Raw genomic sequence first — 26,957 nt, forward strand, 5'->3', positions numbered from 1 at the left:
TCTGCCTCTGACCTCGTCCGGGCGCAGAAAGGTCCTTTCCCTTATTGAGTTCCACCGCTATACTTCCTCCACCGTATTGCGGCGCCATGTCGCTCTGTAATTTGTCCACTCTTCAAGGATTCGGGGAAGTTCTATCTTTCTGCAGGAGGCCATGATGAAAAAAGTCCTGTTTTCTCTCGCTCTATTTTGTTTTGCGCTACCGTCGTCAGCGGCCGAGCCGATTAAAATCGGTGCCTTTTTCGATCTGTCCGGTCCCGCAGCCTTCATCGGCACTCCGACCAAACTGGTCGCTGAAATGGTGGTCGAAAAGATCAACCAGGAGGGTGGCATCGATGGACGCTCCCTCGAACTGATCATCAACGACACTGAAGGCGACCCAGCCAAAGCGGCCAACATCGCCAAGAAATTTCTGTACAAAGATCAGGTCGCGGCCATTATCGGCCCCACCCGTACCGGTACCGGCATGAGCGTCAAGCCGATCGTCGAAAAGGCGGGCATCCCGACCTTCATGACTGTCGGCGGTGATCCGGTCATCATGGGCGGCAAATTCGGGCCGTTCACCTCCGTCTTCAAATCTCCTCAGCGCTCTTCCATCGCCGTCAAAAGGCTTTTCATCCACCTTCAGGATAAAGGCCTGACCCGCATCGGCCTGCTGTCCGCCTCCGACAGCTTCGGCAAGGACGGGGCCCGCTGGATGGAAGAGTTGGCCCCTCAATACGGGATTGAGATTGTCGCGCATGAGTCTTTCGGCCCCAAAGACACCGACATGACTGCGCAGCTGACCAATCTCAAAAGGGCCCAGCCACAGGCCCTGGTGTGCTGGACCATCGGGCCTGCCGGCGCTATCGTCGCGAAGAACCGGGTTCAACTCGGCATTGATCTGCCGCTGTTCCAGTGTCATGGTCTGCCTGACCCCAAATACATCGAGCTGGCTGGTACTGCCGCAGAAGGCAACCGCATGCCGTCCACCAAACTGATGGTCGCAAACGAGCTGCCCGATAGCGACCCTCAGAAAAAGGTAATTGAGGAATTTCTGCGCCTGTACCAGGAGAAGGGTTTCGATCGGCAGTTTCCGATCAACACCCACTCCGGATACGCCTGGGATGCCATCATGATCGTGGCTGAAGCCATGAAAAAAGCCGGTACCAAACCGCAAGCCCTTCGCGCAGCCATCGAAAATACGCGCAATCACGTCGGCGTCAGTGGTATCTACAATCTGTCGCCTGATGACCATAATGGCCTTGATGTCGACTCCATGGTGATTGTCGAAGTCAAAAAGGCCGAATTCACTCTGGCCGACTGACGCTTCCTCTTCCTCTGCATTTTCCGGCAGGCGCTTCAGCTTTCCTGGAAGCGCCTGCCTCCCATGATTTTCCTTCAGAATCTGTTATAAGTAAAAAGCCGGGTTTCAAACCCGGTCGAGTCTCTTTGAACAATCTTCTCTTTTCTTCTTGTTTTATACTCGCCAAGGATCGGTGCATGAACCTCGCTGAACGTTTCAAGGATTCCTGTGGTTTCGGCCTGCTTGCCAGCATAGACAACAACCCCAGCCATTCGATGGTGCAGGATGCCATCAAGGCACTCTCCCGCATGATGCACCGTGGCGCCATTGCGGCCGACCGCAAGACCGGCGACGGCTGCGGTCTGCTGTGTGCCATGCCGGAAAGATTCATGCGCAGGATTGCCGAAGAAAACGGACAGGGACTGCCCGAAAAATTTGCCGTGGCCATGCTCTTTCTCACCGACCCGCAAAAACAGCTGGCGGAGTTCGAGGAAAGCTGTACAAAGAACGATCTGCGGGTACTGTTTGTGCGCGAGGTTCCTATTGACACCTCGGCCCTCGGCGAGTATGCCCTCAAGCGCCTGCCGGTCATTCAGCAGGCGTTCGTGATCCCGGCGGAGTTGATCGCAACCCGGCGTTTCGACGCCCTGCTCTACCTGACGCGCAAGGAAATCGAGCATCGCCTGGACGAAGATCCCGGCTTCTATATTGCCTCCTTTTCCAGCAGCACCATCAGCTACAAGGGGCTGGTGATGCCGAGTCACATTCGCACCCTCTACCCCGATCTGCAGTGCGAGGATTTCCAGTCGTCCTTCGTGATATTTCATCAGCGCTTCAGCACCAATACCCTGCCCCAGTGGCGACTGGCCCAACCGCTGCGCACCCTGGCGCACAATGGCGAAATCAATTCTCTGCAAGCCAACCGCTTCAACGCCCTGTATAAATTCAACGAAGCGCAGAGTCCGGTTTTTCGAGACGACGAGCTGCAGCGGCTTTTCCCGATCCTGGAAGAAAACGGCAGCGACAGTGCCGGCCTCGACAATATGCTCGAATTTCTGCTGGCCAACGGGATGGATTTTTTCAAGGCCATCCGCAGCCTGATTCCACCGCCTCGCCATAACGTGGCCCATATGCCCGCGCGCCTGCGCTCCTTTTACGAATACATTTCTTCGGCCTATGAGCCCTGGGACGGTCCTGCGGCGGTGAGCCTGACCGGCGGCCGCCATGTCGGCTGCGTTCTTGACCGCAACGGCCTGCGCCCGGCACGCTACACCCTGACCACGGACAACAGGCTGCTGGTCGCCAGCGAATACGGAGTGCTCGACATTCCGCCGGAGCAGGTGCGCGAACGGGGGCGTCTGCAGAGTGGAGAAATGCTGGCCGTCGATCTTGAAGCCGGACAGTTCTTCACCTCCCGTGACATCGATCGTTACCTGATGGACTCCCAGCCCTACAGCGAGTGGTTGACCGACCGCACCTACTATCTGCAGGAGTTTATCGAGCTGCAGTTCAACGATTTCAGCGATTACCAACCGGAGGATCTCGCGCTGAAGCAGCGCTGTTTCCATCTCACCCATGAAACCCTCGAAGGGATGGTCCGCCCCATGCTCGAAGCGGGCAAAGAGCCGACCGGGTCCATGGGGGACGATACCCCGATGGCGGTTTTTTCCTCCGAGGCGCGCCCCTTCAGTGATTTTTTCCGCCAACGCTTTGCCCAGGTCACCAATCCGCCCATCGATCCGTACCGCGAAAGATCGGTGATGTCGGCCACGATCGGTCTTGGCGGGCTCGGAAACCCGCTGGTGGAGACGCCGGAACGGGCCCGCCGCCTGAAAAGCATCTCCCCCATTCTTTCACGGGATATCTTCGATGCACTGCTGTCCTTTGGCGATCCGAACAAACCGCGCTTCGAACCCTGCTATCGACACGCCTTCTTCTCGACAACCTTCAGAAAGGACCTAGAAAAAAGCCTGGGGCAACTCGGTGACCAGGTCACGCGCACCATACGCGAGGAGGATGTGCGCCTTGTCATTCTCGATGACCGGGGTCTCGATGCCGACCACAAAATTATCCCCATGGCCATGGCAGTCGGATACCTCAACCAGCTTCTGCTGAGCGAAAAGCTGCGCCACCGGGTCAACTTCGTCGTCGTCAGCGGTGAAGTTCTTGACCCCCACAGCGCCTGCGTCCTGATGGGGTACGGCGCAACAGCCATCTACCCCTGGCTGCTCTACGGCACCGGCTATGCGCTGTGCAGACGGCGCGAGCTGTCTCAGCGCGAGACTCGGCGGGCGCTGAAAAACATCTATGAAGCCATGACCAAGGGGATTCTCAAGGTGATGTCGAAAATGGGGATCAGTACCGTCTCGAGCTACCGCAACGCGGCCCTTTTCGACATCATCGGCCTCGACCGCACTGTTGTTGCGCAGTGCTTCCCCGGCACGGCACTGCATCTGCCCGGACTCGGCTATGAACAGATCGAGAAACGCCTGGATCATCACCACCAGAGCATTTTCAAACGCAGTCATATGGAGCCGGTCTACCCCATTGAGCTCGGCAGTCGGTTTCAGAACAACCCCCTGGGCGAACACCACGACTTCAATGCCCAGTCCATAGTCCTGATGCATCGCTTCGCCGCGGATCTCAAGCGGGAGAACTATCTTGATTTCCGTCGCTGGGTCGAAGGTCGCGGCCTGCGTTTCGTGCGTGACTTTCTGACTTGGGACAACTCCCGCTCTGCCGTTCCCCTGGAGGAAGTGGAGTCGGTGGAAGAGATCACCAGGCGTTTTGATTCGGCGGCCATGTCGCTGGGATCCATCTCGCCGGAATGCCATGAAGTCCTGGCAGAGGCCATGAACATTCTGGGTGGCCACTCCAACAGCGGCGAAGGCGGCGAAGATCCGGCCCGTTACCCTACAGTGCGCAACAGCCGTATCAAGCAGGTCGCCTCGGGGCGCTTTGGTGTTACACCGGCATACCTGCGCAGCGCCGAACAGATTCAGATCAAGATCGCCCAGGGCGCCAAGCCCGGTGAAGGGGGGCAGCTTCCCGGCAACAAGGTCACGCCCCTCATTGCCACCCTGCGCTATACCATGCCCGGCGTCACGCTCATTTCACCGCCGCCTCATCACGATATCTATTCCATCGAAGACCTGGCCCAGTTGATCTTCGATCTCAAGCAGATCAATCCCGGGGCGGAGATCTGTGTCAAGCTGGTTTCAAGCGACGGCGTCGGCACCATCGCCGCTGGGGTCGCCAAAGCCTATGCCGACCGCATCATCGTTTCGGGCAGTGAAGGCGGTACCGGTGCGGCACCGCTGACCTCCATCAAGCATGCGGGCAACCCCTGGGAACTGGGACTGATCGAGGCCCACAACAGCCTCAAGGCCAACGATCTGCGCGAACGGGTGGTCCTGCAGGCCGACGGCGGCCTCAAAACCGGTACGGACATCGTCAAGGCCGCATTGCTCGGTGCCGAGACCTTCGGCTTCGGCACCGCCCTTCTGGTGATGCTCGGCTGCAAAATGCTCAGAGTCTGTCACCTCAATCGCTGCTCTGTCGGTGTCGCCACTCAGGACGATATTCTACGCGAGCATTTTGTCGGCACCGTCGACAAGGTCGTAGCCTACCTGCGCAACGTTGCGCAAGACGTGCGTGAGATCATGGCCTCTCTCGGCTTCCGCTCCCTGGACGAATTGATCGGGCGCAACGATCTGCTGCGTGTCGTCGATGCGCCCCTGGCTGCCAGCCTTGATTTCTCCAATCTGCTGCAGCATGTTGAAGGAGGCAGCCTGCGCACCAGGCGCAATGATCCCTTCGACGACAACGCGTTTGAAAAAGAGGTTCTGCAGGAAGTCCTGCCGGTCATTCGCGACCCACGTATCGAGGTGGTGATCGAGCGGCGCATCCGCAACACGAACCGCGCGTTCGGCACCCTCACCAGTGGCGAAATCGCCCAGTATTACGGCAATACCGGCCTGCCGCGGGAGGCCGTGACCTTTCGTCTGCACGGTGCCGCCGGGCAGTCGCTGGGCGCCTTTCTGATCGAAGGCGTCAATATCGAACTCAAGGGGGTCGCCAACGACTACGTCGGCAAAGGAATGAACGGCGGCAGGATTGTCATCAATCCCGCCATCTACCGCGAAGGGTCGTCAGCAGTCGGCAATACCTGCCTTTACGGCGCGACCGGCGGCAAGCTGTTTGTGGTCGGCACCGCCGGTGAGCGTTTCGCGGTCCGCAATTCCGGCGCACTGGCAGTGGTTGAGGGGACCGGCGACCACGCCTGCGAATACATGACAGGCGGCACGGTGGTGATCCTCGGCGACACGGGCATCAACTTCGGCGCAGGCATGACCGGCGGCGCCGCATTCGTCTACGACCGGGCCAAAAAATTCATCGACAAGCTCAACCGTGAACTGGTCGAGGCGCGCCGCATCGATGTGGACGACGACAGCGAAGGCAAGATCTATCTGAAAAAAATCCTGCTCAGCTATCACAACCGGACCCGCAGCCCCAAGGCCAAGCGCATCCTCGACAATTTCCGCGAGGAACTGGCCTATTTCTGGATGGTGACGCCCAAGGATATGAAAGCGCCGCTGAACCCGAAAGAAGGGGATTAAGAATGAGCGCCACTAAGGCGCCAAGACGCGAAGAAAAACCCTTCAACGGAGAGACGCAGAGGGTGGAGAGAAAAGAAAATTATTTCAGCCCCTGCTTGGAGATAAGTGAATCAATTCAACAGTTTGTTTTCTCTCCTCATCTTCGCGTCTCTCCGTTAAAAAGGTCTTCTTCGCGCACTTGGCGTCTTTGTGGCTAACCCCAATATAAACAGGAACTGCCCATGCAGAATTTTATCGATACCAACCGGCACGAGCCGCAGAAAAAATCGGTTGCGACGCGGGTGCGTGGTTTTGAGGAGATTTATCGTTTCTACAACAGGGCTCAGGCCGCTTCTCAGGCCGAGCGCTGCATCCAGTGCGGCGACCCATTCTGTGCGACGCTTGGCTGCCCGCTGGGCAACGCCATCCCCCAGTGGCTTGGGGCGATCGCAGACGAGGACCTGGAGACCGCCTTTCTGCTCTCCAACGAGACTTCCCCTTTTCCCGAGATCCTGGGGCGCATCTGCCCGCAGAGCCGGTTGTGCGAGGGAGCCTGCACCTTGGAGGACGGCTACGGCGCCATCACCATCGGCGCCATTGAAGCCTCCATCACCGATCTCGCCTTTGCCCATGGTCTTGAGATCCCTTTCCCCGGCATTCGCCATAAACAGCGGGTGGCGGTGATCGGATCGGGTCCGGCAGGTTTCTCATGCGCACACTTTCTTCTGCGCGCAGGGATCGGCGTCGATATGTTCGAGCGCAGCAGCATCCCCGGCGGATTGATGGCTATCGGCATTCCCAACTTCAAACTTGATAAGGAAATCGTCCAGAGGCGCTTTAAAATCCTGGCCCGTGCCGGGCTCACCCTGCACCTCAACCGGGAGGTCGGACGCGAGATTGCCTTCGAACAGCTGCTGGAGGATTATGATGCGGTCTTTCTAGGGGTGGGTGCCTGCGGAGGGCAGCTGCCGAAACTGGCGCACGAACGTCATGGCAGCGTGTTTCTGGCGATGGAATTTCTGTCTGAGGTCCAGACCCGTCTTTCCGGCGGCAAGATGCACCGCCGCTTCGATGTCCGTGGTCGCCGGGTGGTGGTCATCGGCGGCGGCGACACCGCCATGGACTGTGTACGCACCGCTCTTCGCGAAGGTGCTGAAACGGTGACCTGTGTCTACCGGCGCGACGAGGAGAACATGCCCGGCAGCCGCAAGGAATATCACAATGCGGTGGAGGAGGGAGCTGAATTTTTCTTCCTTCGCTCGCCGACCCGCATCGTGGTCAACGAGGATGCGCGACTGACCGGCATCGAGGTGATCCGCACTCGTTTGAGTCATGCGGACGAAAGCGGCCGCAGACGGGTGGAGACTGTTGAGAAGTCAGAGCACTGCATTCTGGGAGACATCCTGATCCTGGCTCTGGGATTCGATGTGGAGGAGTTCGATTTTCTCAGCAAAGCCGGCATCAGTACCGAGAAACGGTGCCTGCAGATCGATGCCGAAACCGGACGCACTTCTCACCCCAAAGTTTATGCAGGCGGTGATTGCAGCCGGGGCGCACATTTGGCAGTCACCGCAGCAGCGGACGGGCGCCGGGCCGCCTTCGATATCATGGAGCGGCTTTTGGGCGAAGCGCCCTGACTCCTCAGTGAGCGCTCTTCGGCAGAAACTCGTCATGTCAATACAGACCGCTACCTTCACGCGGAGAAAGCCGCACTATGGATCCGCGTTATTACCGCATCACGCAGTATGCCAACATCCTGGCACCGGGGATCGGCTTTATCCTGAGTATCCCCGCCCTGATCCTTCTGGTTGCTGAATCTGCTCGCCACGGCAACTCCTGGCACATCGTCTCCTGTGCCATTTTTGGTGCGACTCTGGTGATTTCCTATGCCTCCTTTACCCTGTATCACATCTTCAAGTTTCATGCGCGATTCGGACGGCTGTTCAAAATCATCGACCACTGCGCGATCTACCTGCTGATCGCCGGAACCTACACCCCTTTTACCCTGGTACATCTGAGGGGACACTGGGGATGGACGCTGTTAGGGCTGGTATGGGGGATGACGCTGGTCGGCTTCGTGTTCAAATTCTTTTTCGTGCACCGCTTCAAAATTCTCGCGCCGCTGATCTATCTGGCCATGGGTTGGCTGCTCATATTCGCAGTGGGACCTGCAACGACCTATATTCCGCACCCCGCGCTGAAACTGCTGTTGGCCGGCGGACTCTTCTACAGTTTCGGGTTGATCTTCTACGCCTGGAAAAAACTGCCCTTTCACCATGCCATCTGGCATCTCTTTGTCCTGGCGGGAACAGTCCTCCACTACCTGGCGGTTCTGCGGCACCTCATCCCGAATTAACGGGAATCTCTTTCTGCACGGTTTGAAACGGGAAGGCCCTTCTCGTCATGAGCCATAACGATACGCCGAGCACGCTGCCATCGATGGACCAGACCCGCAGAAACACAATAAAAACCGGCAATTTGTTCGGGAGTCACGGGATCGGGCTGGCGCGTTCGGCGTTCATTGTTCCGAAAACGCAGCAGATTGTAGCTCGCCCACCCGGTCAGGCCGGCCCCGATCAACAGAACGACGACCACATACATGGCGGGCACTCGCGCCAGACTGACAAGCCCCTCATTGGTCCAGACCGCCTCATGCAGAAAATGTCCCCCCATCAGCCAGGCGGCAAAAGTCACCAATGGCCGCAGCAACATGCCGAAGCCGAACCAGAAAGCGGCAGTCAGCGCTCCCTGCCCGTAACGCTGAATGGGGTCTGCGCCGCGTCGATTTTCGATAATGGGCGGTTTCATGATCCTTCTCCCGCATTCTCTCCGGCGATCCCCCGATCCGGGCTGACCCAGGTCGCCCGCCGCCCTCTACGCTTAAAAATGGCCCTCGGCAGCCCGACGATAGAGGAGAACAGGCTGATCAGCCAGAAGGCGAGCGGATACCAGATCATCCAGTAGTAATAGCGTCCCAGTCCGCCTTCATAACGCGCATCGATGGTCAAACTCACGGCGAATTGCAGCAGACAGGTCAGTCCCAGAACAACGCCCGGCCAGTCCGGGATCATGGAAGGAAGAGCGAGGTATTCGGGCAGCGGAAGAAAACAGCCCAGCAGCCACAACACCGCAACAGCCAGCATGCTGTAGCTCCATGCCATGGCCACCAGAAACTCCAGCACCACGGGCCACATGCGGCGCACCTTCCACCGGAACATGCGCGGCAGATTGTGCAGCAGCACCTCATAGCCGCCCTGCGCCCAGCGCACGCGCTGCTTCCACAGACCTCGCAGGGTCTCGGGCATGAGAATCCAGCACAGGGCATTGGGTTCAAAGCGGATATCCCAGTGGTTGATCTGCAGTTTCCAACTGATATCGATATCTTCCGTCACCTTGTCAAGCCCCCAGTAGCCCACCTGGTGCAAGGCCGACTTGCGGAACCCGGAAACCACACCCGACACGGTAAAAACGCGTCCATAAATCCTCTGGGCCCGCTTGATCATTCCGATAATGGCGGAGAATTCTCCGACCTGGACTCTTCCCAGCAGCGTCGACCGCGTCCGTATGCGCGGGTTGCCGGTCACCGCCCCTACTCGCGGGCCGTTGATAAAGTGGCTCATGATCCAGGTGGTGGCATGGGGGTCGAGCAGAGCGTCTCCATCAATGCAGACCAGAAACTCATGCGGCGAAACCATGGCCGCCATACGCAATCCCATGGCCTTACCCTGGTTGCCGGTAAAGTGAACCACCCGCAGGCACTCATACTCAGCGGCAAGTGCGTCAAGGGTCGTACCGGTTTCGTCGCTGCTGCCGTCATTGACGGCGATGATCTCGAAATTCGGGTAGGTTTGCCGAGCCAGCGCCTCAATCGTCTCCACCAGATGAGCCCCTTCATTGAAACAGGGCACCACCAGTGAGACACCGGGATAATGAGGGAGCTTCGGCTCATTCCGGTAAGAGGGGCGCCCCCGCTCGCGCCGCCAGTAGTAGTAAACCGCCCCGATCATCCACAAATAGGCCATGAACAGGGGATAGAAAAACAGAAACGCAATAAAAAAATCTCGGACAGTGTCGAGAACTTCCAGCATAATCAAGGCCTATAGGGGATAGTACGACTTGAGATCTGCGGCCGGACCAGCCGCGCCTCTGGACGGTTGTTGAGAAAATCATCGGGATAATATCCGTAGTGCTTGACACCCGCAGATTGTAGAAGTTCCATCTGCCGCGCCAAGGTTGATCCGTCAACCGGCTGTCCGGTACGCCAGTCGCGACTCTGCAGTTCAAACACCACCTGGTCCAGGGCCCCTGGAACGGCAGCCACCGCTTCCACCAGCTTCTTCAACCACTGGTCGGGATTTTCAGCCTCCTCCATGTAGGGCATTGCCATAATGGCGGGATAATCGTATTGCGCCATGAACCCGTCCAGGCTCTGAGCAAACCAGTGGCGGGCGGCCGGTTCAAGGACCGGGCGGGCAAAGATGTTGCGGGCTGTCTTTATTTCCGGGCGATAGACCCGAACATCCTCAATCAGTGCAGCAATGAAGCCGTTGAGTCTTTGAGACTTTACTTCGGTCCAACGCTCGAGAAGTCCGACCTCCTCACGGATTGAAGCGAATGACTCCGGCAGCCCTGCTTGGCGGTAAGCCTCCAGGGCTGCAGGATTTGCATCCTCGTAATCGGACAGAAAAGCGTCATCATGAAAGATCAGACCGGCAAAGGCGGCGTGCTTGGCAAGATCCCGGTAGATCTCCCCGACGACCCGCGCAGCGGCCCCTGAAAAGGGGGACAGGCGACGATAGGCTTCGGGTGCGGGCATGTCTGGGCCATCACCGCTACGGGCAAGAACCAGATGCCCGGGCATATCCAGGGCAAACCCAAGAACCGGCATCCACGCATAAACCGTCACCCCTGTACGGGTGCGCAGCTGCCAGGCCACCCGGTTGAACAGATCGGCACGCATGGGCAGATGGCGATTGGGGAAATACAAGGCATCCGCAACACCGTCACCGTCCGGGTCGGCAAAAGCCTGCAGGTAGACCGTGTTGACGCCAAGATCAAGCACACGCTCGAGCAGAAGGCCAAGATTATCTTCCTGCTGAACGGGATCTTCGTCGAAGACATAATCGAGATCCACATGCAGCACCCGGCGCGGAAAATTCCGGTGCAGGCTGCGGTTGCGCAGAGACCAGACGAAATCCGCCGCCTTTGGATTGCCAAGCACCAGATCCCGCCCCACCACGCGCGGATCCTTCCCCCCTGCCCCCTCTGAGGCGAGGGAAAAGGTCAGAGACATTCCCACCTCTTCAGCAAGATCCACAGCGATGCGATTGTATTGCCCGTAAGGCCAGACCATGACCCGCGGCTTCAGCCCGAGTTTATCCTCGAGCAGCGCACGATTGCGCTTGAAATCCTCGCGCAGCCTTTCCCGATAGGCCCCGTCGCTTTCGTAGGAGTTCTCAGCAGGGTCGAACGCCCGTGCGGTCATAGCGGGCAGCTCATTGCCCTGGGGATTGGCGATTATCCCCCGATGCAGGTCATAGCTGTGTGAGGCAATCTCCACCAGCCCCGATTCGGCCACTTCCCGCAGCTGCGGCCAACTCATAAAGAGTTCGCGCGGGACACGGCTTTCACCATAACGCACCATTTCACCGGTGGGCGTTTCAAGCCAACTGCCGACCAGGGCCAGCACTGCGGGGTAATTGAAAGCCTTGAGCAGAGGGAAAACCCGCTGGTAAAAACTGCGGTAGCCATCATCGAAGGTCAACAGCACCGCCTTTTCCGGCAGAGGCTGGCCCCCGCTGCGGGCCGCAAAGATATCATCGATGGATACGGGGCGATAACCGTGTTCCCTCAGCCAGGCGAAGTGGGCAATCAGGTTGTCGCGTGACACGCTCATATCGTCGTCGGGCACGACGTTATCGGTTACATCGTGATAACAGAGCGCGATCAGATCCGCACAAGCGGGCTGCGGGATCCAAATCAGGCCGCAGCAAAGTGCCACGATCAGTACCATCAACCGCCACATACTTAAAATCTCCAACGAACTGAAAGGTCGCCGTCCACCCCGTTTTCCGGATCGCCATCATAGATACGACGGTGCCATCCGATACCATAAACCAGGTCGAACCGACCATCGGCCTGCCACAGGTGTTCGTAGCGGGCGCCGAGCAGAGGTCCGGTTCCGTAACCCTGCTGCTGATAGGCCCCAACCGTCAGGGCGAGCCGGTGCCGGAAGGCGCGCTGGTAGCGCCGCCACAGCAGCCAGGTGTTGTCCAGTGTTACAGAGGCGGAAGCATCCTGCTGCGGGCTGTAATAGGGTACATCGCTCTTTTTGTTGAAAGAAGCATAGAGATCAACCACCCCGTCGAGATGATAATGGGGGCGCGTGACGACACGCTGCCGCAGGTCCGCCCGCAGGTGCGTGCGCAGATTGCCGTCGCTGAAATCCATCAGTCCCGTCCCCAGCGACCAGCGGCGCCGCTCATGGGCACGATGGACAAAACCAAAGCGGATCGCATCGGCATCGATTCCGTTGCGCAGGGCGCGGGTCGGTGTAGCGCTGCTGCGAATTTCAACGGCAAAAGGCCAGGAGCGCTGATCATCCTGATGCAGGAGACCCGCTACGCCCACACCGACACCGCCTGCTCCCGCCGCGGTGTAATTGATTTCGGCGTTCCCCTCCAGGCGGCGACTGCGATACTCCAGGCCGCTGCGATAACGGCGAACAATGCCGCGCCCCTCGGCGAAATCACCACGCGACCATAGAATCCCGGCAAAAAGCCTGTAATGTTCTTTCAGCGGAGAGGAATAGAGGGTCGACCCCAGGCGCAGTTCGTTACCGCCATAATCGGTCTCGCTGCTGTCGCTGTAGCCCGCCTCAACCTGCAATTCACGCAGGTCATGAAGATAGCTGCGGCGCGCAAGGCGCTGCACATGTTTATCCTCCGGGAATCGCCCATAGAGATCTTCAGCAGCCGCTTGTGCGGTACCGTACTGCCGCAGATCAAAACGGTTGTGAGCTCTGGCGATCTGCAGACCACGATGGTCCGGATTGTTCAGCAGGCCGTTTTCCAAAATCGATTCCGCTTTGCGCGGCCACCCACGCGCCGCATAAACTCCCCCCAGTTCCTGCTTGAGATCAGGATTGAGCGGTGCATGGTCATGCAACGTTTCGATCCGGCTCTGGGCCTCCGGCAGATCTCCTGCAAAGACTCGGGCCAAACCAGTCGTCAACTCTGCGGTCAAACGCTGACGATCGGCATTTTTTTCTGCTTGCACCTCCGCGAAAAGACGGTCGATGCGAGTGATGGCACGGTCGAATTCTTCCAATTCCACATCGGCATAAAACAGCGCCAGCCGTGTTTCAAAATCATCGGGCTCGAGGTGTAGAGCCTGCTGATAGATATCGTAGGCCGCCTCGGGCTGCTCCAGGTAGAGGTAGGCATCCGCAGCGGCTTTGAGAGCATAAGCAGGCAGGAACTCATCTTCGCGCTGCAAAGATTGATATAGGGTCACAACCTCCGGCATGCGCACGCGGTTGCGCAGGGCAACCATACGGTCGATGCGTCCTTGCCGCACCAGGGTCGGAGGCGCATTATCAGCCGCATGAAGGCGTCGCAGATTCGCTGAAATCCGCTCCAACGCCTGATCTGTTTCCAGAAACCGGGTTTTCTCGGCCTCAGGGGAGTAGCTTCCCCAGCGCACCTGATGTGCTGCAGCATCATTATGCAGACGCTGCAGATCAGCTTTTTGCAGCAGTCCGGGAAATTTCTCGGCATAGTGCAGGGCCAGGTGGCTCGCTCCCAGAAACCTCAGAGCGCGAATCCGTCCCAGTAAAGCGTCGGGATCGGCGGGGTTGAGCACCAGCAGGCGTTGATGCAGATCCAAAGCGGTGAGATGATCTCCGGCGCGCTCTGCAGCATACACACAGGCCGAAAGGACATCTCTTCGCTCCGGATGGCGATTCTGCAACTGACGAACCAGGCGGCGGCTCGCCTCCACCTCTCCGGCATCGGCCAGCGCCATAAGCCGCCCCAACGCAAACGGAAGATGATCAGGCCAGCGCTGCATGGCCTCCGCGTACAAAGCTGCCGAAGCTTCAAACCATTTATGGTTGCGCAGCGCCTTGGCCACAACGTCCACCACGTGCAGCGGAGCCTTGTCCAATTCCATGGAATCCGCGAGGATGACCACTTCGGCATCACGCTCAGCCCATCCCAGCACCGTCAGGTAGTCGTAGGCCACTTTGCTATTGGCGGGATTGCGATTGTAGAGTTGTTTCAGGATCTCGAGAGAATCTTCCAGATGACCATCCCGTGCCTGTTTGACGGCTTCCTGCCGCAGGGCGTCCTCACGGTCCGAAAAAGCTGCGGGTTCAGAAGAGACATGCCGCTTTTCTTCTGACAGCACCTCACGAATCGCAGCGGCAATGTGTTCGCGCCGTGCGGGGGCGATCCCCTGGCGCAGGACAAAAACCTCATCGGTATCGGTCGTCAGCAGGGAAAACAGCCGGCCGGAGGGCTGATTCTGCAGAGTTTTTCGAGGGATCAGGCTCAGGTCAATGGCGCGAAAACGGTTTAGCCATTCCGGCAGGCTGTGGACATCGTCGAACAGCCGAACGCTGACCGAAGCGTCAAGCGCATCGGCCAAAGCCGAACCAAATCGTTCTGCTGCGGCAGCATCAGGAAAAAGCGAAGCAGCGCTGGGCGCAAATCCGGTATTGATCCGGTTTTCCGCTGCCGCACAGATGGCAGGCGAAAAAACGAGCAGAAGAAAAAAGAGAAGCTGAAAGCAAAGATGAAAATATTTCATAACAAAAAACAATTAAAAGCAATAAATCTGCCAAAAATTTCAAATCAGTCCCATGCTGGCAAAAAAAAAATCCTCATGCTATCTTCTTGAGGTCTTTTCAACGTCCGGTGTTTTATACGGGAAAGATTTCCATCAAGGTAAAAAACAACGACTATGGACTGTCAGCACTCCGACAACGTAAAAGATTCGAACCTGGCGCACCTCGACGTCGGGGTGATCAGGACAGATGAACCCCTGTCGCGGCATTGCAGCTGGCGCATTGGTGGCCCGGCGGATCTGTTTGTCGAGCCCGCCGATGCCGACCAGATTGCACGGCTGATGGAGTTCGCGCACAACAGACATATCCCCCTGCTGGTCATCGGCGAAGGTTCAAACCTGCTGTTCGATGATGCGGGGGTGCGTGGCATCGTACTCAAAATCGGCCGCCGCCTCGGGCGCATCTCCATCCACGGCCAGACCATTGTCGCCGAAGGGGGAGCGTGGGTTCCGCAGCTCGCCCGCCGCGCGGGACGTGCCGGGCTGACAGGCCTGGAACATATCATCGGTATCCCCGGCACCATCGGCGGCCTGGTCATGATGAACGGCGGCAGTCATCGCCAGGCCGTCGGCGATCATGTGCGTCGGGTGTGGATCATTGACCGCACGGGCAACGAGCGGGTCCTGACCCGCGAAGAGTGCCGTTTCGACTATCGCCGCAGTGCCCTGCAAGGCACCGGCGCTGCAGTCACGCGGGTTGAACTGACCTGTCCCGTCGGCGACCCGCAGGAGATACGCCGCCGCATGGTGGAAGACCTGCGGGAACGTCGGCATAAATTTCCACGCAAGCAACCCAACTGCGGCTCGGTCTTCTTGAGTTCCCCCGCTATGCATACCCAGGTCGGCCCGCCAGGCAAGGTCATCCAAGATGCAGGCCTCAAGGGGATGCGCATCGGCGGCGCCGAAGTTTCACCCCTTCATGCCAATTTCATCGTCAATCGCGGCGGGGCCAGTTGCCGTGACGTGCTGGAACTGATCAACCATATCCGCGCCGTGGTGCGGCAGAGGATCGACTTCGACCTCATGTGCGAAGTGCGCTACGTCAGCCCGCAGGCAGTTTTAATGCCCGCCGACCAGGCCCTGCAACTGGTCGCGGTCCACGCCCCCGGTTAAGGGACGCGGACCGCCGCTGATGCGTCAGTTGATCTCTTTCAAGTAACGGTAGTAGTCGGAATCGGTCCCGATGACCAGGCGGCCGTTTTCGCCGATGACTTTTTTATAGGATTCCAGGGTCCGCAGGAAGGAATAGAAATCCTTGTCTTCATTGTAGGTCCCGGCGTAGATGGAGGCGGCTTCAGCGTCGGCCTTGCCGCGAATCTCCAGGGCGGTGCGGTAAGCACCGGAGCGGATCTCCTTCAGCTCACGTTCCATCTTGCCGAGGATCTCGGCTTTTTCCCCTTCACCCTCGGAGCGATACTCGGCGGCAACCTGGTTGCGTTCATTGACCATGCGCTCATACACCCGCTCAAGCACCTGCTCGACATAATTGATCCGCTTGATCTGCACATCGAGCAGCTCAATACCATATTCCGGCACGCTGGCACGGGCTTTTTCGAGCAGGTCGTCGAGAATTTCCTCGCGTCCGATCAACTCGCTTTCTTCTACCACCTCGCCTTCAAACTCGAAGACCTCTTCCTCATCTTCCAGCCCCCGGGGTTTCTCATAATCACTGCCGCGCACCAGTTCCGCCAGCAGGCGACCCGATACGGCGTCGCGCACCACGGAGTCAATAATGTCGTCGAGACGTCCCTGGGCACCGCGCTCGGTGGCGACACTGCGGTAGAACAGCAACGGATCGACGATGCGCCAACGCGCGGTGGTATCCACCCAGATGAAACGCTTATCCTTGGTAGGGATCTGGTTGGGAGCACTGTCCCATTTCATGATGCGCCGCTCGAAACGGCGCACATCCTGAATGACCGGAATCTTAAAATGCAGACCGGCATATTTGACATCCCCCACCGGTTTGCCGAACTGCGTGATAATGGCCTGCTCGGCCTCGTTGACCACATAGGCACTGCTGCCGACACCAATTAGAATCAGCAGCACCAATCCAACAATCACAGGCGCTTTCATTGGCCACCTCCCCGGCGCTCACTGCGCATGGGCAGCAATGGCAGCAGGTTGCTGCCGCCCTCGTCCATGACATAAATTTCTTCGAGACGCGGCAGAACTTCTTCCATGGTCTCAAGGAAGATACGCTGCTTGGTCACTTCGGGAGCCTTACGGAATTCGCTGAGCAGAGCCCGGAAACGGTTCGTTTCCCCCATCGCCATATTGATGCGCTCAATGGCATAACCTTCGGCCTCTTCAATGGTTTTTTTCGCCTCGCCGCGGGCACGCGGCACCTCGCGATTGAACTGTTCACGGGCTTTGAAAATCATACTCTCCTTCTGCTGCTCCGCCTCATTGACCTCGTTGAATGCCTTTTTTACCGGGTCAGGCGGCGTCACATCCTGAAATTTGACCGTCACCACGCGAACGCCGATATCATATTCATTGAGGATATCCTGCACGTCCTCCTGGATACGCGCGGCAAGCAGAGCTCGGTCGGTGGTCAGGACATCGGTCACGTTGCTGTTGCCGACCACTTTGCGCACCATCGCTTCACTGATGTCACGAATAGTTTCCACCGGATTCTTCAGCCGGAAAACATATTTATACGGATCGACCACCTGGAACTGCACGATCCACTCCACGTCGCTGACATTGAGGTCGCCAGTCAGGGTCAACGACTCCTCCTCCAGCCCTCTTTTGGTATAGGAGGAACGCTCACCCGGCATGACCGTGCGGAAACCGAACTCCTCCTTGAAGACGCGACCGGTTTTAACCAGGTAGACCTTGTCGACTCCAAAGGGAATCTTGAAATGCAGCCCGGGATCGGAATAACCGACATGCTTGCCGAACCGCAGGATGACGCCGGTCTCTTCGGTGTCAACCTTGTAAAAGCTGCTGTAGATGCCGAAAGCCACCACCAACCCCGCCAGTATGACGAACAGCATCTTGTTGGGTCGGAACTCTTTCTTAAGCTTGCGGCCGATATCGATAATCTTCTTTTCCAGATCATCAGCCGAGGGCCCACCGTCGCCCCAATTTTGCATACAACCTCCATGTGTTGAATTTCACAGCACTTTTCTCCGCCGCGATCATTCATCAGGTTAAAATGAAATTCAAAAGTAACACAGCCGATCATTTCAAACCAGCAAATCCGGACGATCGAGAAGGGAAAGGCTGCCTGAAGTTTTATATGTACATTCGCTTAATCATGCACCGTATGTTTTAACCATACACCCGCTCAGAAACTGTTTTTTTTAGAGGATCCAGCATGTTACGCAAAAGCTCGCTTTTCGGCACCCCCTTACTGCAGACCTTGAATGTATATAAAATTTATTCACCGCGCCACCAACCTGCCGGTTTCGCCAAAATCTTAAAATTCAATTTTTTATAACGTTTTCAATATCTTAAAAAACATTACGCATCTTTTCTCAAACTTGGCACGCTCGATGCTCTTATAGAAAGTCAAATACAACACAACTTCATCATAGCCAAGGAGGACATTATGAAAACTCTGCATCTGACCATCGCCGCGCTGCTCGCCCCTTCCGCACAAGCTTTTGCCGCTTCCGGCGCCACCGAGGGTTCGGGACTTCTGACCTGGCTGTTCCTCGGGTTCTTCGCCCTGATTATCGTGGCACAGTTTGTCCCCGGTCTGCTGGTTATCGGCTCGGTCATCAAAGGCCTGGCTACTTCCAGCCCCGCAGCGAAACACGTGTCGCACTGACAACCTAAAGAATCAAGCAAAGAACAGGGCGCGTGAGGATTGAGCCCTCTCACTCCTCACGCCTCACCCCTTACGGACCATACAGAAGGAGGACACTATGAAAGCCAGAGTATTTGCCGCCATCGCCATGTTGAGCAGCTTCGCCTCACCCGCATTCGCCGCCGGACGCGAAGACCACAGCGGCCTGGTCGTATGGGTTTTCCTCGGCTTCTGCGGCCTGATCATTGTCGCACAACTTGTTCCTGCCGTTCTGATAATGCTCGGATTGGTCAAAGGCGTTGCCCAGGGCAGCAAGCAACCTGTGGAGCAGAAGGTTCGCAACAACTGACCCTGGCAGATCATCACGAAGACACTCTCAAAACTTATTTCTTCCGGGCCGGGTTGCAAAACCCGGCCTTTTCTGTCCATAATCGCGGCGTTTGATAATGTGAACCCCGTATCGGCAGCCCCTCAGGCCACCGTTTTTTCATTGTGGAGATTTCTCTTGGCCGCTTTCTACCTCAGCATCGCCATCATTGCCGAAGTCATTGCCACCAGTGCCCTGAAGTCCTCTGAGGCATTCACCCGGCTCGGTCCCAGCCTGATCGTCATCACCGGCTACAGCGCAGCCTTTTACTTTCTGGCGATCGCCCTGCGAACCATCCCCATCGGTATCGCCTATGCCATCTGGGCCGGTGCCGGTATCACCATCATTACAGTGGTGGGCGCACTGGCTTTCAAGCAGATCCCGGATTTGGCAGCCATTATCGGCATCACCCTGATTGTCGCGGGAGTCATCGTCATCAACGTCTTTTCCAGGACAACGCCCCATTAAATGGAGAACTTCGCGTGAACCGACCCAGGCTCAATCTTCTAACGACACTGATCATGGCCGGGATTCTGACCGCCGGCGTGGTCGTTGCCCTGCTGCCCAGCCTGCTCACCCGGCAGGCACCTTCACAGGTGCCCCATGTCACCATCGAAGACCTGGATTTAAGCGGCATAGATTCTGTCCAGGAGAAAAAGCAGCGATTCTTTTCCTTTCTCGGACCGATCGTTGTGGCTGAGAACGACCGCATCCGCGCCCAGCGCGCGCATCTGACCGAAGCACTGGAAACCGGCGACGGAAATGTGCTGAAGCAGCTGCGCGATGAGTACGACCTGCCTGCGGAAGCATCCGCTGAACAGTTACTGAAGCGAATCGACGTTGTGCCGCTGGAACTGGTCCTGGCCCAGGCGGCCAACGAATCGATGTGGGGTGCTTCACGTTTCGCAAGGGAGGGCAACAACCTGTTCGGACAATGGTGCTTTACGCCGGGCTGCGGCATGGTTCCACAGCAACGGGAATCAGGCCTCAGCCATGAGGTTGCCGTTTTCGACAGTATCAACGCTGCTGTTGCCGCCTATCTCAAAAACATCAATACTCACCGGGCCTATCGCAAACTGCGCACGCTGCGTGCTCAGGCCCGTCATCGGAACGAAAACCCGGACCCTCTCGTCCTGGCACAGGGACTTGGCGCCTACTCGGAGCGTGGAGAAGAGTATATCGCCGAGGTGCAGAGCATGATTCTCAGCAACCGCGAACTGGTTACACCCGAGCGCTATCGAAAAACCATGACATCAAACGATTTCTGACTTTCTGCAAGGGCAGTCAAGATTTTCGACTAATCGAACAGCCGTTTTCCCCAAGAAGTATACAAACGGCGTGAACAAACACGGTTGCCTCATTTTTGAGGCCGGGCGATAATGGCGCAGGAATTTGCCGAATTAAGCTGCAGCGACATTAAAATTTCCACGACCGGAGGGGACGCCATCGTGAACACCTATTTCCAGACAGCACTGGTCACGGCCTGCTTCTGCCTGACTTTGATGTTCGTGCCGGGCAAGGCCCAGTGCACGGATTACGAATTCGTCACCGAAATGACAACCAGCTATCTTCAGACACAGAATTTCAGCGGCATTTCTTCCCTTTACCTGCTGCCTGAGCATTTTTCGGCCCAGCAGAAACGGGAAGAAAAAAACGTCATCAGCAACGCCCTGCAGTTTCTAATGGGCGAATTCGGTCCGGTAAAATCCATGGAGCTCAATCAGGACGACATTCTCTGGTTTGAGTTCATGGTTACAGTAGGCGACATGACTTTCCTGGAAAGCCGCAACGATTATTTTCAGCGGGTTTACAGCGCGGATTTTGAAATGGTGGGGGATGGCTTTATCATCCTGCAGATATTCAAGGATGCAGAGCAGCCGCGCTTGCGCGGTGTGGGCCTTGCCCTGCCGGCAACGCCCGACAACGCCATCGTCGTGCAGCAGATCGCTGAGAAACTCTCTCAACCGAATTAGTGCCCGGGGCACGCCCTCAAGGATTCTCCATGAGCGACATTCTCATCATCGATGACGATCCGGGATTCGTCAAATTCCTCAAGAACCATGTCCACCAGAGTTTTCCTGGGCTGAGCATCGCCACCTGTCTCGATCCCGTCTGCGGCCTGTCGCAGATCAATCCCGACCTGAAGCTGCTGCTGCTCGACCTGGAGATGCCCACTATCGATGGAGAAAAAGTCCTGACCTATGCGGTCGCCAAGGGCGTGAGCAAGAGTCGGATCATTATCCTGTCCGGGCGCGATGCCGATTATCTGCACCGCCGCTTTCCCATGGGAAGCTGCCTGGCGGTGCTGAACAAACATGAAGTACGGCAGAAAGCCGTTCTCAACATGGTGCTCGGTGCTCTGCAGGAAAAATACGGCAATCGCGAGCAGGTCTTTTAGCAGAAAGCAATCTTCGTCAGATCCGGGGCACAGGCACAGCCCCCATCCTGCGCCACTCAAATGCACTGCTATCCGCTCACTTCAACGAGGTGGCAGCTCCTCTCCCGATCGTTTTACAAGCGCAGACCCTCATAGATGCGCAGCCAGTTGCCACCCAGAATATCCCCTGTCGCTTCAGCAGGATATCCAAGCGCCGCCATGGAGTTCGCCAGCTTCGGCCAGCAGCTGTGATCCTCCAACCCATGACAGGCCCCTTCAAACCCACCATAATCAGACCCCAGCGCAACCGCCTTCGGACCAAAACGCTGCACCAGCCAATCGATCTGCATGACCATATCCTCAAGGAAAACCGCACCACCGGTCAGCATTTCAATCGACAAGATCACACAAATAAACAAGCGGTCACGCAGATTTTAACCCGAGCCAAACAAAATTATTTCGACTTTTGATACCCCGGCAACTCGTGGTAAGATTGAGCCTTCATCATTCTTGATATTTTAGCCGCGTGGAGGTGTTCTCGTTTGCGCGCCAAGACAAGGAGTTGCTTCATGTCATCCAGTCAGAAAGAAAAAAAGGCTCCTTTGAGCTGCAACCGCTGTGGTGCCGTATGGAAGAAAAGCGGGACCACCTACTGCTGGAGCAATCCGGAAGCGGGCATGAGCGCCCCGGGCTATTGCCCGTCGGAAGAGGAAGCGCAACTGATTGAAGAATCTTTCCGCGCCTACACCGGGAACGACGAAGATGCGCGCCTGGCTCGGGTCGCGGCGGAAGTGGAGGGGCTTTGCTACCAGCCGGTCCCCGGGAGTGACGCGGTCAACGCCCGCTGGACCCGGGTAGAGGACACCATCGCCCTGATCAAGCTGATGGGATGGAAAAAAATCGGCATCGCCACCTGTATCGGCCTGCTGGACGAAACGGACCGGCTCAGCGAGATCCTCAATGCCCAGGGTCTGGAACCTCTTTCGGTGTGCTGCAAGGCAGGACGCATCGACAAGCTCGAACTGGGCCTGGAGGAGGATGACAAGGTTCGCCCCGGCACCTTTGAGCCCGCCTGCAACCCCATCGCACAGGCCAAGCTGCTCAACCGGAGCGGAACCGACATGAACCTGATCATCGGGCTGTGTGTCGGCCACGATATGCTGTTCAGCAAATATTCGCAAGCACCAGTGTCGACCCTGGTGGTCAAGGATCGCGTCACAGGACATAATCCCGTTGCGGTCCTTTACGGACAGAATTTCTACTACAAAAGATTGCAGAAACAGCCGGTGTTAAAGGGCGGGGACGAGGAATGATTTAAAAAAAATTTAGCCGTGCCCAACCGGAGGGAGGCTATTCCACGGCGCTTGCCGAAGGCTCATGCTGCCCCAGGCAGGAAGTCATACGGCCGATCGCCGAAAAAGCATCATCGCGGTACAACGCACCATCGATCTGAACCGCAAAGACATCCCCGGTGATCCGCACCCGCTCAAACTCCTTCTGAATCCGGTGGACGCGGCATTCAAAAATAACCGGGCAATCGTCCAGGCAGGGACTTGACACAATGGCCCCCGGCACAAAAGACAGGGGCAGATCAGAGGCACCAACATGCCCGGACTGCATGACCCCCTGGCGCCGCAGAAATGCCGCCAGAGCTCTTCGCGGCACATTGACGGCAAAATCCCGCCGGAAGCGCATTTCGTCAAAATCCTGCTCGTCGCCACGCAATGCGAAACTCAGCCGCGTCGGACTCCCACTCACGAGTCCGATCCAGCCGGTGACCCGCCAGGCGACACGGCCTCCGCCCCCTTTCCAGGAGACCAGGGCCAGCGGGCAGGCGGCAAGATGAGGATAACGGGAAAAAAGTAACTGCATCTTTTTTAGCTCTCCGGTGCATAGTCTCATCTATATTTTACCATGGCGTCGGCAAGTCTCCAGCGAAGAGGGGGATTAATTCTTGACGCTGAACATAAACTTTATTAGAATTCTAATCTGCAAAAAACGGAGGATAATATCATGAAACTTTCTACCAAAAGCCGCTACGGCGTACGGGCACTGTTTGATATGGCTTATCATGCAGGAACCCTGCCGGTGCAGATCAAGGACATCTCCCGGCGCCAGAAAATTTCACCCCGCTACCTGGAACAGATTTTCCAGGATCTGAAAAAAGCGGGACTGCTTAAAAGCCGCCGCGGACCCCAGGGCGGGTATTTTCTGGCCCGCAAGCCCGAGGAGATCACCGCCAAGGAGATCATTCTTGCCGCAGAGGGTGACATGAATCTCGTTCCCTGCACGAAACAGAATGGCGACTGCACCACCTGCTGCGATTTCGAAAATGTCTGCGTCACACAGCGGCTGTGGGAGGAAGCTACCCGCAAACTGCATGAATATTTCGAAGCCATTACCTTGAAAGACCTGTGCGACAAGGGCAAAGAGATGGGCCTGGAGAAAGAGTTGGACCACCGCTTTATGTATTTTATCTAACAATCCAGCTCTCGTAAAGCCCGCAACTTTTTCTTCCCGCACGGACCGGTTGACCTCAAGGAGATCTTATGCCGACCACAACCAGTGAAACCCCCCTGGGGCAGATTGGAAACACGCCCCTCGTTCGTCTGAACAAACTCACCGGAACACGCAGCGCCGCCGTATGGGGCAAACTCGAATCAGCGAACCCGGGCGGCAGCGTCAAAGACCGCATTGCCCTGGCCATGATCGAGAAGGCGGAAAAAGACGGTCACCTCAAACCCGGCGCCACCATCGTCGAGCCGACCAGCGGCAACACCGGCATCGGTTTATCTCTGGTCTGCGCCGTCAAGGGATACAAGCTCGTTCTGACCATGCCGGATACCATGAGCCAGGAACGCCGCCGACTGCTCGGCGCCTATGGGGCCGAACTGGTTCTGACCCCGGGCTCACAGGGAATGCGCGGCGCCATCGAGATGGCGGAAACCCTGGTTGCGGAGCGCAAGGGATTTATGCCGCAGCAGTTTCGCAACCCCGCCAACCCCGCAGTTCACGAAGAAACCACCGGTCCAGAAATTATCAGGGCGCTTGAAGGACGCATCGATGCTTTCGTCGCAGGCGTCGGTACCGGCGGAACGATTACCGGCGTAGGCCATGCACTGCGCGCCAAAAATCCCAAAGTCCTGATCATGGCGGTCGAGCCCGCCGATTCACCGGTTCTGAGCGGCGGAGATCCCGGGCCGCATCGCATCCAGGGGATCGGTGCAGGGTTTATCCCGGATGTTCTCGATACCGCCGTGTACAATGACGTCATGACCGTCGACAACGACGATGCCATCGAGACCGCGGTGCGACTTGCACGGGAAGAGGGAATATTTGTCGGCATCAGCTCCGGCGCCAACGTTTTCGCCGCACTGCGGGTGGCGAAACAGCTCGGCCCCGGCCATAATGTCGTCACCATGCTGTGCGACACCGGCGAGCGCTATCTCTCTACCGGAATTTTCGATTAAGTACCGTAACGGGCAGATCACCACATGACGCTTGATGATAAATACATGCGCCTGCAGGAGATTCTTCGCAACTGCGGCTCCATTTTGGTGTCCTTTTCCGGCGGCGTTGACTCAACCTTTCTGCTCAGGGTCGCCCGGGAGGTACTGGGGACGGATCAAGTCGCGGCATTCACCGCGACTTCGCCGACCTATCCTCTCCATGAATTTGAACAAAGCCGCGAACTGGCCCGGCAAATGGGAGTACGACAGATCGTCGTCGACAGCAACGAGCTTAAAATACCCGGATTTTCCGAAAACACGCCGCTGCGCTGCTATCATTGCAAAAAAGAACTCTTTACCCTGTGCCGCCGGCATGCAGATGCCCTGGGACTCGAAACCATTGCAGACGGCTCCAATCTGGACGATCTGCAGGACCACCGTCCGGGACGGCGGGCCGCTCAGGAATTGCAGGTTCGCTCCCCTCTGCTGGAAGCCGGTTTGACCAAAGACGATATCCGGGCACTCAGCCGCCGCCTTAACCTGCCCACCTGGGACAAACAGGCCCTGGCCTGTCTTTCTTCACGCTTTCCGTATGGGACTGAAATCACGGCCGACCGCCTCGAGCAGGTGGCCCGTTGCGAAAACTTCCTCAAGGACAAGGGTTTTGACACTTACCGGGTACGCTACCATGGAGACCTGGCGCGCATCGAACTCTCCAGTGCAGGACTTACCGCAGTGCTTGAAAATCCCGACCTGCGGCAGGAACTGGTGCAAGTCTGCAAACAGGCAGGATTCACTTACGTGACCCTCGACCTGCAGGGTTACCGCACCGGAAGTATGAACGAGGTTCTGTAGCACCCTGCCGATACAGACCTATGGAGAAAAAAGGATGGATCGCAAAGGCGCATTGCTGGCTTGCTGTTTTTGCGCGGGCCTGATGGGGGCACTTCTCGCGAGTCTCGGCCTGTGGATCGCCGGCCAGTGGGGCATAACCGCAGCAGCCGGTGTCCGTCTTGCCCCGGAGTGGAGCTTTCACTGGCTCTATCCACGCCTGCTGCACGGCGGCCTCTGGGGGCTGCTCTACTACCCGACCGTCGCGTCTCCCCGCCGTCGCCGTCACTGGATCCGCAAGGGACTGTGGATCGCGCCGCTGCCCTGCGCCTACACCCTGCTGCACGCCTACCCGAAAGACGGCCTCGGCCTGCTGGGCCTGTCCCTGGGGAACCTCACCCCCTTCTTCATTCTTCTTGTCTGGCTGCTATGGGGAATGGGAACCGGTTTTTTCACCCGCCTGTTCTGGGGGCGATGAGATGACCGCCGTTTCTTTTTTACGGGTGATCATTGGTCTGATCATCATTTTGCTTCCCATGGCCGGCGGCTGCACTGAGCAGGACGAACTGCAGGGACAGGTCACCTGGATTCACGATGGAGACACACTGGAGGTCAGAGGGCTGGGCAAGGTGAGACTGCTGGGAATAGATTGCCCGGAGATGGAAAGTTCAGCCCGCGATCGCTTTTATCGGGACAATTTCAATATCCCGTCCTCCGCGCTGCGCCGCACAGCGCGTGCGGCTCTCGATTTCAATATCCAGCAGGTCAAAGGGCGACAGGTCACACTGCAATTTGACGGATCGCGCCGTGACCGCTACGGCCGGCTGCTGGCCTATGTCATGCTGCCCGACGGCCGCTGCCTGAACCATCTGCTGCTGGAAAAAGGCATGGCAACGGTCTACCGCAAATTTGACTTCAGCCGCAAAGATGATTTTTTCGCCGCCGAAGAGCGAGCGCGCCGATCCGGCCTCGGCATGTGGCGCACACAGTCATCATCCTCACCCTTTCAGGGGCTTACATTTCTTCGACCAGCTTGGGCAGCGTAATAAACAGCACCCCCCTTTCACACGCCGCTTCGATCCTGTCGCGGTCGACCATGGCCGGCAAGGCAAAAACCCGCTGGAAGGTTCCGCAGGAGCGTTCAACACGATGAAACGTCCGCTCTGCCCCCCCCTGTGCCGGCACGCGTTCTCCCCTTACCCGCAGACACGATCCGTCGAGTTCAATCTCAAGCGCATCCTCCGCCAGACCGGGAACGTCCATCAGGACGACCAGCCGTTCGGGTTCTTCAAAAATATCGACCGGCGGTTTCCAGCCGCTTTCATCCGCAGGTGAATCAATCGCCTGATCGCGAGTACGCTCAAGCAGCCGATCCATCTGTTCCTGCATCATCTTGAGTTCCTCCATGGGGTCACCCTTGACCGTCGCCATGTGGTCATTCCTTTC

26 protein-coding genes are annotated in these 26,957 nt (G+C 57.5%); 17 read left to right on the forward strand and 9 right to left on the reverse strand.

What is annotated here, in order from left to right:
- Nucleotides 1–151: 151 nt before the first annotated feature.
- The 4 genes from GSUB_RS13460 to trhA all read left to right on the forward strand — a co-directional run bounded on the left by GSUB_RS13460 (nt 152) and on the right by trhA (nt 8,236).
- Nucleotides 152–1,303 carry an ABC transporter substrate-binding protein gene (locus GSUB_RS13460; RefSeq protein WP_200890144.1) on the forward strand — a complete coding sequence of 384 codons (1,152 nt, stop codon included), beginning with the start codon at nt 152–154 and terminating at the stop codon, nt 1,301–1,303.
- Nucleotides 1,304–1,479: 176 nt separating this feature from the next.
- On the forward strand, nt 1,480–5,901 hold the full coding sequence (gene gltB, locus GSUB_RS13465; protein WP_040201257.1) for a glutamate synthase large subunit: 4,422 nt from the start codon (nt 1,480–1,482) through the stop codon (nt 5,899–5,901).
- A gap of 221 nt (nt 5,902–6,122) precedes the next feature.
- The gene (locus GSUB_RS13470; RefSeq protein ID WP_040201258.1) at nt 6,123–7,517 is read left to right on the forward strand and encodes a glutamate synthase subunit beta; all 1,395 of its coding nucleotides are present in this window, start codon (nt 6,123–6,125) and stop codon (nt 7,515–7,517) included.
- 77 nt (nt 7,518–7,594) lie between these two features.
- Nucleotides 7,595–8,236, forward strand: coding sequence for a PAQR family membrane homeostasis protein TrhA (trhA, locus tag GSUB_RS13475; protein ID WP_144402024.1), 642 nt, complete (start codon nt 7,595–7,597; stop codon nt 8,234–8,236).
- Here the strand turns inward: trhA and pgaD are convergent.
- The 4 genes from pgaD to pgaA are packed head-to-tail and all read right to left on the reverse strand — an operon-like array spanning nt 8,233 to nt 14,691.
- On the reverse strand, nt 8,233–8,688 hold the full coding sequence (pgaD, locus tag GSUB_RS13480; RefSeq protein ID WP_040201259.1) for a poly-beta-1,6-N-acetyl-D-glucosamine biosynthesis protein PgaD: 456 nt from the start codon (nt 8,686–8,688) through the stop codon (nt 8,233–8,235). The two genes, trhA and pgaD, sit on opposite strands and share 4 nt — an antisense overlap.
- The gene (gene pgaC, locus GSUB_RS13485) at nt 8,685–9,968 is read right to left on the reverse strand and encodes a poly-beta-1,6-N-acetyl-D-glucosamine synthase (protein WP_040201261.1); all 1,284 of its coding nucleotides are present in this window, start codon (nt 9,966–9,968) and stop codon (nt 8,685–8,687) included. The genes pgaD and pgaC overlap by 4 nt, the downstream gene beginning before the upstream one ends.
- Nucleotides 9,969–9,970: 2 nt before the next feature.
- Entirely contained in the window at nt 9,971–11,905 is a 1,935-nt protein-coding gene (gene pgaB, locus GSUB_RS13490; protein ID WP_040201262.1) for a poly-beta-1,6-N-acetyl-D-glucosamine N-deacetylase PgaB, read from the reverse strand.
- A 2-nt stretch (nt 11,906–11,907) separates the two neighbouring features.
- Nucleotides 11,908–14,691, reverse strand: a complete 2,784-nt coding sequence (gene pgaA / locus GSUB_RS13495; protein WP_144402025.1) for a poly-beta-1,6 N-acetyl-D-glucosamine export porin PgaA — start codon at nt 14,689–14,691, stop codon at nt 11,908–11,910.
- A gap of 153 nt (nt 14,692–14,844) precedes the next feature.
- Between pgaA and murB the strand changes: the two genes are divergently transcribed.
- Complete coding sequence (murB, locus tag GSUB_RS13500) at nt 14,845–15,840, forward strand: UDP-N-acetylmuramate dehydrogenase (RefSeq protein ID WP_040201265.1); 996 nt, start codon at nt 14,845–14,847, stop codon at nt 15,838–15,840.
- Nucleotides 15,841–15,864: 24 nt separating this feature from the next.
- Here murB and hflC read toward each other — a convergent pair whose 3' ends face one another.
- Both hflC and hflK read right to left on the reverse strand, forming a co-directional pair.
- Nucleotides 15,865–16,803 carry a protease modulator HflC gene (gene hflC / locus GSUB_RS13505; protein ID WP_040201266.1) on the reverse strand — a complete coding sequence of 313 codons (939 nt, stop codon included), beginning with the start codon at nt 16,801–16,803 and terminating at the stop codon, nt 15,865–15,867.
- Entirely contained in the window at nt 16,800–17,828 is a 1,029-nt protein-coding gene (gene hflK, locus GSUB_RS13510) for an FtsH protease activity modulator HflK (RefSeq protein WP_052464929.1), read from the reverse strand. The genes hflC and hflK overlap by 4 nt, the downstream gene beginning before the upstream one ends.
- Nucleotides 17,829–18,286: 458 nt before the next feature.
- Here hflK and GSUB_RS13515 point away from each other — a divergent pair, with 458 nt between their 5' ends.
- The 6 genes from GSUB_RS13515 (at nt 18,287) to GSUB_RS13540 (ending at nt 21,252) form a co-directional block, all read left to right on the forward strand.
- Nucleotides 18,287–18,508, forward strand: a complete 222-nt coding sequence (locus GSUB_RS13515; RefSeq protein ID WP_040201267.1) for a hypothetical protein — start codon at nt 18,287–18,289, stop codon at nt 18,506–18,508.
- Between the two features lie 97 nt (nt 18,509–18,605).
- Nucleotides 18,606–18,836, forward strand: a complete 231-nt coding sequence (locus GSUB_RS13520; RefSeq protein ID WP_040201268.1) for a hypothetical protein — start codon at nt 18,606–18,608, stop codon at nt 18,834–18,836.
- A 156-nt stretch (nt 18,837–18,992) separates the two neighbouring features.
- Nucleotides 18,993–19,322 carry an SMR family transporter gene (locus GSUB_RS13525; protein WP_040201270.1) on the forward strand — a complete coding sequence of 110 codons (330 nt, stop codon included), beginning with the start codon at nt 18,993–18,995 and terminating at the stop codon, nt 19,320–19,322.
- 14 nt (nt 19,323–19,336) lie between these two features.
- Nucleotides 19,337–20,122 carry a glucosaminidase domain-containing protein gene (locus tag GSUB_RS13530; protein ID WP_052464930.1) on the forward strand — a complete coding sequence of 262 codons (786 nt, stop codon included), beginning with the start codon at nt 19,337–19,339 and terminating at the stop codon, nt 20,120–20,122.
- Nucleotides 20,123–20,233: 111 nt separating this feature from the next.
- Nucleotides 20,234–20,827: a hypothetical protein gene (locus tag GSUB_RS13535; RefSeq protein WP_040201271.1), complete on the forward strand. Its 594-nt coding sequence runs from the start codon at nt 20,234–20,236 to the stop codon at nt 20,825–20,827.
- 29 nt (nt 20,828–20,856) lie between these two features.
- The gene (locus GSUB_RS13540) at nt 20,857–21,252 is read left to right on the forward strand and encodes a response regulator (protein ID WP_040201273.1); all 396 of its coding nucleotides are present in this window, start codon (nt 20,857–20,859) and stop codon (nt 21,250–21,252) included.
- Between the two features lie 113 nt (nt 21,253–21,365).
- On the opposite strand, the gene GSUB_RS13545 is transcribed toward GSUB_RS13540, so the two are convergent.
- Nucleotides 21,366–21,632, reverse strand: a complete 267-nt coding sequence (locus GSUB_RS13545; RefSeq protein ID WP_200890145.1) for a membrane dipeptidase — start codon at nt 21,630–21,632, stop codon at nt 21,366–21,368.
- A gap of 168 nt (nt 21,633–21,800) precedes the next feature.
- Here GSUB_RS13545 and GSUB_RS13550 point away from each other — a divergent pair, with 168 nt between their 5' ends.
- A complete protein-coding gene (locus GSUB_RS13550) occupies nt 21,801–22,544 on the forward strand; it encodes a DUF1847 domain-containing protein (RefSeq protein WP_040201275.1) in 744 nt (247 codons plus the stop codon).
- Between the two features lie 37 nt (nt 22,545–22,581).
- Here the strand turns inward: GSUB_RS13550 and GSUB_RS13555 are convergent, their stop codons facing one another.
- Nucleotides 22,582–23,103 carry a flavin reductase family protein gene (locus tag GSUB_RS13555; protein ID WP_040201276.1) on the reverse strand — a complete coding sequence of 174 codons (522 nt, stop codon included), beginning with the start codon at nt 23,101–23,103 and terminating at the stop codon, nt 22,582–22,584.
- 141 nt (nt 23,104–23,244) lie between these two features.
- Here GSUB_RS13555 and GSUB_RS13560 point away from each other — a divergent pair, with 141 nt between their 5' ends.
- The 5 genes from GSUB_RS13560 to GSUB_RS13580 all read left to right on the forward strand — a co-directional run bounded on the left by GSUB_RS13560 (nt 23,245) and on the right by GSUB_RS13580 (nt 26,557).
- The gene (locus GSUB_RS13560; RefSeq protein ID WP_040201277.1) at nt 23,245–23,712 is read left to right on the forward strand and encodes an RrF2 family transcriptional regulator; all 468 of its coding nucleotides are present in this window, start codon (nt 23,245–23,247) and stop codon (nt 23,710–23,712) included.
- A 68-nt stretch (nt 23,713–23,780) separates the two neighbouring features.
- Nucleotides 23,781–24,701: a cysteine synthase A gene (gene cysK / locus GSUB_RS13565; protein ID WP_040201278.1), complete on the forward strand. Its 921-nt coding sequence runs from the start codon at nt 23,781–23,783 to the stop codon at nt 24,699–24,701.
- A 24-nt stretch (nt 24,702–24,725) separates the two neighbouring features.
- Nucleotides 24,726–25,535: an ATP-dependent sacrificial sulfur transferase LarE gene (larE, locus tag GSUB_RS13570; RefSeq protein ID WP_040201280.1), complete on the forward strand. Its 810-nt coding sequence runs from the start codon at nt 24,726–24,728 to the stop codon at nt 25,533–25,535.
- A gap of 82 nt (nt 25,536–25,617) precedes the next feature.
- Nucleotides 25,618–25,989 (forward strand): hypothetical protein, encoded by a 372-nt coding sequence (locus GSUB_RS13575; RefSeq protein ID WP_144402027.1) that lies wholly within the window; start codon nt 25,618–25,620, stop codon nt 25,987–25,989.
- Between the two features lies 1 nt (nt 25,990).
- A complete protein-coding gene (locus GSUB_RS13580; RefSeq protein WP_040201283.1) occupies nt 25,991–26,557 on the forward strand; it encodes a thermonuclease family protein in 567 nt (188 codons plus the stop codon).
- On the opposite strand, the gene GSUB_RS13585 is transcribed toward GSUB_RS13580, so the two are convergent.
- The gene (locus GSUB_RS13585; protein WP_040201285.1) at nt 26,526–26,942 is read right to left on the reverse strand and encodes an Hsp20/alpha crystallin family protein; all 417 of its coding nucleotides are present in this window, start codon (nt 26,940–26,942) and stop codon (nt 26,526–26,528) included. The genes GSUB_RS13580 and GSUB_RS13585 overlap by 32 nt on opposite strands.
- Nucleotides 26,943–26,957: the final 15 nt, after the last annotated feature.

Source organism: Geoalkalibacter subterraneus, from assembly GCF_000827125.1.
Lineage (GTDB): Bacteria > Desulfobacterota > Desulfuromonadia > Desulfuromonadales > Geoalkalibacteraceae > Geoalkalibacter_A > Geoalkalibacter_A subterraneus.

Coding starts and splice junctions, on each gene's coding strand:
- GSUB_RS13550 (WP_040201275.1), top strand. CDS start 21,801: ATGTCATCCAGTCAGAAAGAAAAAAAGGCTCCTTTGAGCTGCAACCGC.
- pgaA (WP_144402025.1), bottom strand. CDS start 14,691: ATGAAATATTTTCATCTTTGCTTTCAGCTTCTCTTTTTTCTTCTGCTC.
- GSUB_RS13515 (WP_040201267.1), top strand. CDS start 18,287: ATGAAAACTCTGCATCTGACCATCGCCGCGCTGCTCGCCCCTTCCGCA.
- GSUB_RS13585 (WP_040201285.1), bottom strand. CDS start 26,942: ATGGCGACGGTCAAGGGTGACCCCATGGAGGAACTCAAGATGATGCAG.
- pgaD (WP_040201259.1), bottom strand. CDS start 8,688: ATGAAACCGCCCATTATCGAAAATCGACGCGGCGCAGACCCCATTCAG.
- GSUB_RS13555 (WP_040201276.1), bottom strand. CDS start 23,103: ATGCAGTTACTTTTTTCCCGTTATCCTCATCTTGCCGCCTGCCCGCTG.
- GSUB_RS13580 (WP_040201283.1), top strand. CDS start 25,991: ATGACCGCCGTTTCTTTTTTACGGGTGATCATTGGTCTGATCATCATT.
- GSUB_RS13460 (WP_200890144.1), top strand. CDS start 152: ATGATGAAAAAAGTCCTGTTTTCTCTCGCTCTATTTTGTTTTGCGCTA.
- larE (WP_040201280.1), top strand. CDS start 24,726: ATGACGCTTGATGATAAATACATGCGCCTGCAGGAGATTCTTCGCAAC.
- GSUB_RS13470 (WP_040201258.1), top strand. CDS start 6,123: ATGCAGAATTTTATCGATACCAACCGGCACGAGCCGCAGAAAAAATCG.
- GSUB_RS13520 (WP_040201268.1), top strand. CDS start 18,606: ATGAAAGCCAGAGTATTTGCCGCCATCGCCATGTTGAGCAGCTTCGCC.
- hflC (WP_040201266.1), bottom strand. CDS start 16,803: ATGAAAGCGCCTGTGATTGTTGGATTGGTGCTGCTGATTCTAATTGGT.
- GSUB_RS13540 (WP_040201273.1), top strand. CDS start 20,857: ATGAGCGACATTCTCATCATCGATGACGATCCGGGATTCGTCAAATTC.
- gltB (WP_040201257.1), top strand. CDS start 1,480: ATGAACCTCGCTGAACGTTTCAAGGATTCCTGTGGTTTCGGCCTGCTT.
- pgaB (WP_040201262.1), bottom strand. CDS start 11,905: ATGTGGCGGTTGATGGTACTGATCGTGGCACTTTGCTGCGGCCTGATT.
- murB (WP_040201265.1), top strand. CDS start 14,845: ATGGACTGTCAGCACTCCGACAACGTAAAAGATTCGAACCTGGCGCAC.
- GSUB_RS13575 (WP_144402027.1), top strand. CDS start 25,618: ATGGGGGCACTTCTCGCGAGTCTCGGCCTGTGGATCGCCGGCCAGTGG.
- hflK (WP_052464929.1), bottom strand. CDS start 17,828: ATGCAAAATTGGGGCGACGGTGGGCCCTCGGCTGATGATCTGGAAAAG.
- pgaC (WP_040201261.1), bottom strand. CDS start 9,968: ATGCTGGAAGTTCTCGACACTGTCCGAGATTTTTTTATTGCGTTTCTG.
- trhA (WP_144402024.1), top strand. CDS start 7,595: ATGGATCCGCGTTATTACCGCATCACGCAGTATGCCAACATCCTGGCA.
- GSUB_RS13535 (WP_040201271.1), top strand. CDS start 20,234: ATGGCGCAGGAATTTGCCGAATTAAGCTGCAGCGACATTAAAATTTCC.
- GSUB_RS13560 (WP_040201277.1), top strand. CDS start 23,245: ATGAAACTTTCTACCAAAAGCCGCTACGGCGTACGGGCACTGTTTGAT.
- cysK (WP_040201278.1), top strand. CDS start 23,781: ATGCCGACCACAACCAGTGAAACCCCCCTGGGGCAGATTGGAAACACG.